Annotated in this window: 4 protein-coding genes; 2 read left to right on the top strand and 2 right to left on the bottom strand. The window is 42.2% G+C overall.

The genetic code is table 11. The annotated features are described in order from the left end of the window. Positions 1–360 precede the first annotated feature (360 nt). Positions 361–531, top strand: coding sequence for a hypothetical protein (locus tag AC1DUA_RS33005; protein WP_477503756.1), 171 nt, complete (start codon positions 361–363; stop codon positions 529–531). A gap of 62 nt (positions 532–593) precedes the next feature. Here the strand turns inward: AC1DUA_RS33005 and AC1DUA_RS33000 are convergent, their stop codons facing one another. Then, a complete protein-coding gene (locus AC1DUA_RS33000; RefSeq protein WP_477503755.1) occupies positions 594–878 on the bottom strand; it encodes a hypothetical protein in 285 nt (94 codons plus the stop codon). Between the two features lie 117 nt (positions 879–995). On the opposite strand from AC1DUA_RS33000, the gene AC1DUA_RS32995 reads away from it, so the two are divergent. Beyond that, on the top strand, positions 996–1,490 hold the full coding sequence (locus AC1DUA_RS32995) for an N-acetyltransferase family protein (RefSeq protein ID WP_477503754.1): 495 nt from the start codon (positions 996–998) through the stop codon (positions 1,488–1,490). A gap of 4 nt (positions 1,491–1,494) precedes the next feature. On the opposite strand, the gene AC1DUA_RS32990 is transcribed toward AC1DUA_RS32995, so the two are convergent. Further along, on the bottom strand, positions 1,495–2,547 hold the full coding sequence (locus tag AC1DUA_RS32990; RefSeq protein ID WP_477503753.1) for a hypothetical protein: 1,053 nt from the start codon (positions 2,545–2,547) through the stop codon (positions 1,495–1,497). Positions 2,548–2,669 lie beyond the last annotated feature (122 nt).

Raw genomic sequence — 2,669 nt, 5'->3', positions numbered from 1 at the left:
CGTACAAGGCGAGGCATTTCCGATCACACGAGAAGCGGTGATTCTGCGCGCAGAACCTGGATGAAGCGGATTTCTTGTCCAAGTAATCAAAACGAAATCAGTCTTACGAACTGCTTTTACTCGAGCCATTGTTTTCACCTCTTTATGGTTAGGTTCTTTCTATTTAATGCAAATTTCAGAGGATTCGATCTAAGCATTTACCTAAAAAAGGCAAATAAAATAGCCCCACGAGAAAATTTCTCATGGAGCTAGAGTTGACTAGCATCTCGAAAACTCATGTGCTATAATAACCAAACAAGAACATATATTCTCCTTTTTTCGCATTTATCTTACAGTCAGAAAAGAAGGTATCCAAATCCAATGCAAGATCCTACAATTTTTGAACGTCTACGAGACAAATACGCCGACGAGGACAGGGCAAAGCTTGTTATGCTGCAGCTAAGAACTTTATTGGAACAGAAGAAAAAGAAAAAATGGTACCAGAAGCTGAAATTGCCAACGAAAACAAAACCAACAAGTTGGAAAGAGTAATTACCCCATAAAAAAGAGACTTTCCTCCAGTAGCCTAACTACTAGGAAAGCCTCTCCATTTGTTATTTACCCCTTTTTTTCGAATAATACAGTACACCAAGGTAGTGAGCCCCTGTAAAAAGAGTTAGAATTCCAAAGAATAGCAAGAATCCGCCCTGACGATCACGGAAGAACAACTGCAGAACAAACAGCGCCAGCGAGATTTCACTCCAGAGAAGCGTTCTTTTTTTAAGCTGGGTCAAGTCCGCAGTGGATTTGCTAATTTTGCGAAGATTCATGAATGTAAGACCTGCAAGTACAATGACTCCAACAACAATCACGAGAATGTAACCTGAACTGCCCGACATGTGACTCCCCCTATTTGCGATGTTCAACTTTATCTTCTTTTAATAGTAAGATATTATATCTAAGATACATGGAATGATGCTAGATGTCTATTTGAAAAAGAAGAGAAGGAGTCTTATATGTCTACAATTATTTATAAACCAATAGAAGCGACGGATATTCCCCCTTTAATGGAAATTTACAACCATTTTGTAATGAATTCCACCGCCTCTTTTCATACGGAGCCTGTTGAAATTACCGAATTCACAGAAAGTGTTATTCATCCGAATCCGCGATTTCAAACTTTTGTGATCACATTGGATGAAGAACTCCAAGGCTATGTTCAAGTAATGCCTCACAAAAAAAAGCAAGCCTATGCCACCACAGGAGAAGTGACGATCTATTTACAACCTGGGCGCGTAGGCAAAGGAATCGGTTCTGCCGCCATTCAATATATCGAGACGTTCGCCAAAGAACAAGGTTTTCATTCCTTAATCTCTACCATTTGCGCAGATAACAATCCTAGTATTCATATGTTCTCGAAAAATGGCTACACCCAGTGCGCTCACTTCCGCGAGGTTGGCTTCAAATGGGGCAAATTCCTTGATATTGTAACTTATCAGAAAATTATTTGAAATTCTAAGGCGTTAACAATTGCCAGTTCAAACCTCCATCTTTTGTTTTCCACAAGTTTTGGGCATCCCAGAGCCAGCCGCTGCTTGATGTAAGGAAACTAACCTCTAAACGCCTATCAACCGGCTGGAACGCGGCGGGAAACGTATGCAGACTCCATGTTTTGCCGCCATCGCTGGTCCGAAGCAGTTGCCGTTCTTGCTCTTGAGCCCGATTTTGCAGATTCGACTCCAGCAACACGAAACCATGGCCAGCGTCTACAAAAGATAATGCCTTCGGCACGAGGGATGTCGGTGTTTTCCCTGCTTCTTCCCATGACTCCCCGTCTGTCATGTGGTAAAACGTTACAACTGCCTTGTTTTTTTCACTTGGACTTGGGAATAAGCTCGAACCAATAAACCAACCCTCTAAGGATGAAAGGAAGGTAATCGCGCCTTCGCTTGGCAAAGGAATACGATTTGATGCTAGCCAAGTGATCCCACCATCTTGCGTACGAAGCAATACCAAATCTTTGCCGTTGCGAACTGCAATCAATCCGTTCTGTCGATCAAAGAACCGAAAAAACGCAATTTCCTTCTCTTTCTCAAGCACCGGTAGGTCCTGAGCAATCACTTCCCATGTTTGACCTCCATCCGCGGTTAGGCTAAGTTCCGATTTCCGGTCTTTAGATTCATTAGTCAGTAGCCAGCCTGTTTGAGAATCAAGAAAAGAAAGCGTGCTTGGCACCGCCAAATTGCCTATTCCCCTCTGAGGCTTCCAAGTTACCCCACCATCGACAGTTTGCACGAGCGAAGCTTTTCCATTTCCAGACGTAATACCGTAACCTTGCAGCTCATCCACAAATGTAAAGGCTTTGGTAGGAACATTCTGCTTATGTGCATTTTCATCATGTACTTGTATATTCTCTCCTGGAATGACAGATAACCCGCTAGTTTGCTTGTCTGGTTTGTTCGATTGGGTACCTGTTGGCAGAGTTGAGGCTTTTTCATGAAAACAGCCTGCGCACAGCACAAAAACTATTAAAATCATTAATTTTTTGTTGTTCATCAGGGCTATCATGTCCTCTTCTCGCTCCTTTCACGTTTACCGGTTTAAGTATATGTAATGACGGTCTATGACTGAAAATAGTTCATGTCCATGGCTTCCAATACATGTTATTCCTTTATTTCACAGGATAGGCT

Source organism: Paenibacillus sp. 01T422, from assembly GCF_056398785.1.
Note: the sequence above shows the minus strand (reverse complement) of the source record. Positions and strands in the feature narration are given on the sequence as shown.